The organism is Paenibacillus germinis, assembly GCF_013141785.1.
GTDB classification, from domain to species: domain Bacteria; phylum Bacillota; class Bacilli; order Paenibacillales; family NBRC-103111; genus Paenibacillus_E; species Paenibacillus_E phytorum.
The window spans coordinates 1-3,085 of record NZ_WHOC01000135.1; the positions used below are offsets into that span (position 1 = coordinate 1).

The 3,085-nt window shown below is 38.3% G+C and carries 4 protein-coding genes; all 4 read left to right on the top strand.

The genetic code is table 11. The annotated features are described in order from the left end of the window. A partial coding sequence (locus GC102_RS24610; protein WP_171691848.1) for a serine hydrolase domain-containing protein occupies positions 1-767 on the top strand: 767 nt, incomplete at its 5' end. A gap of 315 nt (positions 768-1,082) precedes the next feature. Next, a complete protein-coding gene (locus GC102_RS40720; RefSeq protein WP_376769407.1) occupies positions 1,083-1,214 on the top strand; it encodes a hypothetical protein in 132 nt (43 codons plus the stop codon). 33 nt (positions 1,215-1,247) lie between these two features. Next, positions 1,248-1,793: a DUF1700 domain-containing protein gene (locus tag GC102_RS24620; protein ID WP_171691849.1), complete on the top strand. Its 546-nt coding sequence runs from the start codon at positions 1,248-1,250 to the stop codon at positions 1,791-1,793. A gap of 684 nt (positions 1,794-2,477) precedes the next feature. Beyond that, a partial coding sequence (locus tag GC102_RS24625; protein ID WP_171691850.1) for a MurR/RpiR family transcriptional regulator occupies positions 2,478-3,085 on the top strand: 608 nt, incomplete at its 3' end.

Sequence of the window (3,085 nt, forward strand, 5' to 3'; positions counted from 1 at the left end):
GTGTCATTCAAGGAAACGGATATAATGGTAATCAGATTACCATCCGGCAGATATTGAACCATACAAGTGGTATCGCTGAATACTCAAGATCCAAAGATGCTGATTTTATGGATACAAAAAAATCGTATACCGCTGAAGAAATAGTGAGGTTGGGGATTTCTCTGCCCCCAGACTTTGTTCCAGGAATGGGCTGGTCTTATTCAAACACGGGATACGTATTATTGGGTATTCTTATTGAAAAAGTAACTGGAAACAGCTACGCGGAAGAGATTGAAAATCGGATTATTGAACCGCTTGAATTGTTGGATACATTCCTACCTGGCAATTCAAGCGTTATTCCAGGCACCAGGCATGCCCGGGGATATTCCCAGCCAGACGAAGCAAGTGAGATAAAAGACGTAACTTATTATAATCCAAGTGCAGGTAGCTCAGCTGGAGATATGATTTCTGATGCTGACGATTTAAATAAATTCTTCTCTTACTTGCTCGGTGGCAAATTACTGAAGGAAGAGCAACTAAAACAAATGCTTACTACAGTTCCTGTAGGAAGAAATGGAATCGAAGGATATGGTCTTGGAATCTCTGAAATTAAGCTTTCAAATGGTGTCTCGATATGGGGACACACAGGTGGCATTCTAGGGTTTTCTACGATTGCTGGAGGTACACTTGGAGGCAAGCATACGTTGGTCGTCAGTTTGAACAGTTTGGGTAGAGATAACAGCCCTAATCCTTTTAAAAATATATTACTTGCTGAATTTAGCAAGTAAACAAAAAGGAAAAACGGGAAAATTTTATCATAATTTCTATAGTTAAAAATATACCTTTCTGGTCCAAAAACCCCAATTTACTTTCAAAAATAAGTTTGGGGCTTTTTGGAATTCTGGCGGCAACCCAACGCTATTAAACTAATAAAATAAAATCCTCCTTAAAATGAAAAATTAAGCGAGGAACACTCGGATTTTGTATTCTAATGCTAATAAAGCAGCGACCAAATTATGGGTATGAAATCATAAGTAAGTTAGAGCAGTATCCTATTGTTTTCTGCAAAAGAAAATACAATTTATCCTCTGCTTAGAAGATTATTGAAAGAAGAATATGTTTCTTTATCTTGGCAAGAAAGTACAGAGGGTTTGCCACCGAGAAAATATTATTCCATTACAAAAAAAGGAAACGAATACTTAAACGCTATGTCCTTTGAATGGGAAATTTATTAATTGCTATAGCAGAAATTAAAGGAGTGTAGAATTATGGATAACTATCTTGAAAAAATTGAAAAGTATTTGAAAGCTATGTCCTCGTCCGAGCGTAGTGACATTGTAAAAAAAATCAAAAGTGTAATGCTTGAGTTGCAAAATACTGGTCTTAATTCTGAGCAAATCATCGAACGGTTAGGAAACCCAAAAGAATTAGCGAAAGCATACTTAGGTGAAGCCATTTCAAAGAACAGTAAATTTAGTTGGCGCAAATTCGGCGCAGTATTTGCATTTTGTACCAGCTTTGCAGGCGCCAGCGGTATGTTAGTTTTGCCCATTATCAGTACTCTTTCCATTGCTTTAATGATTAGTGGAGTTATTACACCAATAGGCGGAATTATTAAATTTGTCGGGTATCTTATGGGATATGATATTGCCGAAATAACAATCCAAATTGGAGCATTTACACCAAGCCCAATGCAATTCTTACCAACTTCTATTGTGATTGGTTTGTTGATGTTTTTGTTGGGGAAAGTGTTATGGAGACTTACAATTAATTATATACACGCAATTAGTCAGAATAAGAAAACAGTATATTAAAAATTGGAAAAAGCCTGGATTAACCGATGAATTCAAGTGTAAAAACCACTGATCAAAATGGGAGGCCCTGAAAAAGTTAAAACTTATCGTATTAACGCTAGCTCAGGGTGAATTTGTTAAGCGTTATGAAAACATCTTACTGCTAGGTAACAGTGGCACAGCTGCAAGCTGTAATACTGTCTTTTCTTCTTTCAGAATTTCCAATACCAACCTGGCCTTTTCCTCTGGGCTGAACTTCCTTCTTGGACCTGTCATACAACTAAGAAACTCCTTCTTTGCTGTCTAGTTTATATGCCTTTCCAGAGATGAAACCTAAACTACAAAGATTTGGTGAGAAATAACCAATGGAAGAATGGATTCGTTTTCTATTATAAAAGCAAGTAATCTATTCAAAAATTCTCTTCATAGCTTGCACATTGTATTTCTACCTTTTTTCAGTACATAATTAGAATATGGAACAGGGATCATGTCCGTCCACAAGTTCGAACGGATCAATATTTAACTGGTTTCCTATACGGATAAGCTTATTGTAAGCATTTCTAATTATTGATTGAAGCTGGCATCAGAGAACTGGCTCATGATGAACAAATGTAATCTCTTGCATAGCGTTGAGTATTCCCTCGACGAGCAAATGGGATATTTCGTTTGAGCTTCAACCTAAAACGATACGAAAAGGTGGTTACCATGAACAGTGTACAGGATCGAATTCACAAATTATACAATCAACTGTCCAACCAGCAGAAACTCGTTGCGGAATTCATTTTGGAAGAACCGAAGAAGGTCGCTCTGCATCCCGCCAAGGAAATCGGTACGTTGACAGGCACGAGTGGAACCACTGTTATACGATTGAGCAATGCGTTGGGATATTCGGGGTTTAGTGCCATGCAAAACGAAGTACGTCAATCACTATTGGCAAATGGACAGAGGGAAAATCACATTCAAAAGTTCTTTGACCATTCCAAGCGATGGAATGAAAAGGAAGGCCTCATCACTTATAAAATGGAGCAGGACATCGCCTATATTAGGGAAACGCTGAACTCGGTGAGCCAAGATGCACTGGATCAAGCGGTGGAGAGCATTATCAAGGCAAAGAAGATTGTGGTCGTCGGTTTTCGTTCCTCCTTTGCTCCGGCGCATTGGCTTTCATTCACGCTTAATATTGTGAAAGGGGATACGCACCTATACACCGGTCAAAATGATGATGCGAATTATTTGATGATGCTAGCAGATGAAGAATGGCTGGTGATCGTTCTATCGTTTCCTCGCTATACGCAAGAGACCATCTCCTTTGC